Here is a 616-nt window from a genome sequence, read left to right as displayed (position 1 = left end):
GCAAGGTGAGGGCCGAACCCGGATGATCGACCTGCTGGCCCGCGCCGTCGGGGCGATCATGCTGTCGCGCGCCTGCCCGGATGACTCGGCGCTGGCCGATGAGATTCTGGCGGTGTGTCACGCTTCGATGACTGAGTCGCTGCCCGCGATCGAAACTGCGGAACAAGACACGCAGGACAGCTGAAGCGATCAGTGCTGGCGGTGCAGGGCCTTGTCGAGTGCCGCCAGCAAAACCTCTTCTTCGAAGGGTTTGCACAGGCATTCAAACGCCTGGTAATGCCCGGACTCAGCCAGCGCCGCCTCGTCCCAATGGGCGGACATGCAGATCACCGGAAACTGTCGCGGCAGCTGGCGCATCACGTCGATGCCGGACAGGCCGGGCATGCGCAGATCCAGCAGCAGGCAGGCGATTTCGGGGAAGTCGGCTTCGGCGAGAAACGCTTCGCCACTGGCATAAACCTGCGCGCGATAACCGACCGAACGCAGCAGATTCGACAGGCTTTTGCGCACCGACGCGTCGTCATCGACGATGCAGACAATCGTCGGTCGAGTGTTCTCGATCGCCGTCGGGCGACCCGCCGGGCCGCTCACGACAGGCTCGATGGGCCAGGCGAAG

General features: G+C 64.3%; 1 protein-coding gene and 1 pseudogene. One reads left to right on the top strand and one right to left on the bottom strand.

Going from position 1 to position 616, the window contains the following annotated elements; all coding sequences use genetic code 11:
- Window positions 1–184 (top strand): annotated as a pseudogene (locus tag OQK_RS28965) (TetR/AcrR family transcriptional regulator); the annotation flags it as partial.
- A 5-nt stretch (window positions 185–189) separates the two neighbouring features.
- Here OQK_RS28965 and OQK_RS01345 read toward each other — a convergent pair.
- Entirely contained in the window at window positions 190–561 is a 372-nt protein-coding gene (locus OQK_RS01345) for a response regulator transcription factor (RefSeq protein WP_443216326.1), read from the bottom strand.
- Between the last annotated feature and the right edge of the window lie 55 nt (window positions 562–616).

This window comes from Pseudomonas sp. R62, assembly GCF_000257605.1.
In the GTDB taxonomy this organism is placed as follows: domain Bacteria; phylum Pseudomonadota; class Gammaproteobacteria; order Pseudomonadales; family Pseudomonadaceae; genus Aquipseudomonas; species Aquipseudomonas atacamensis.
Note: the sequence above shows the minus strand (reverse complement) of the source record. Positions and strands in the feature narration are given on the sequence as shown.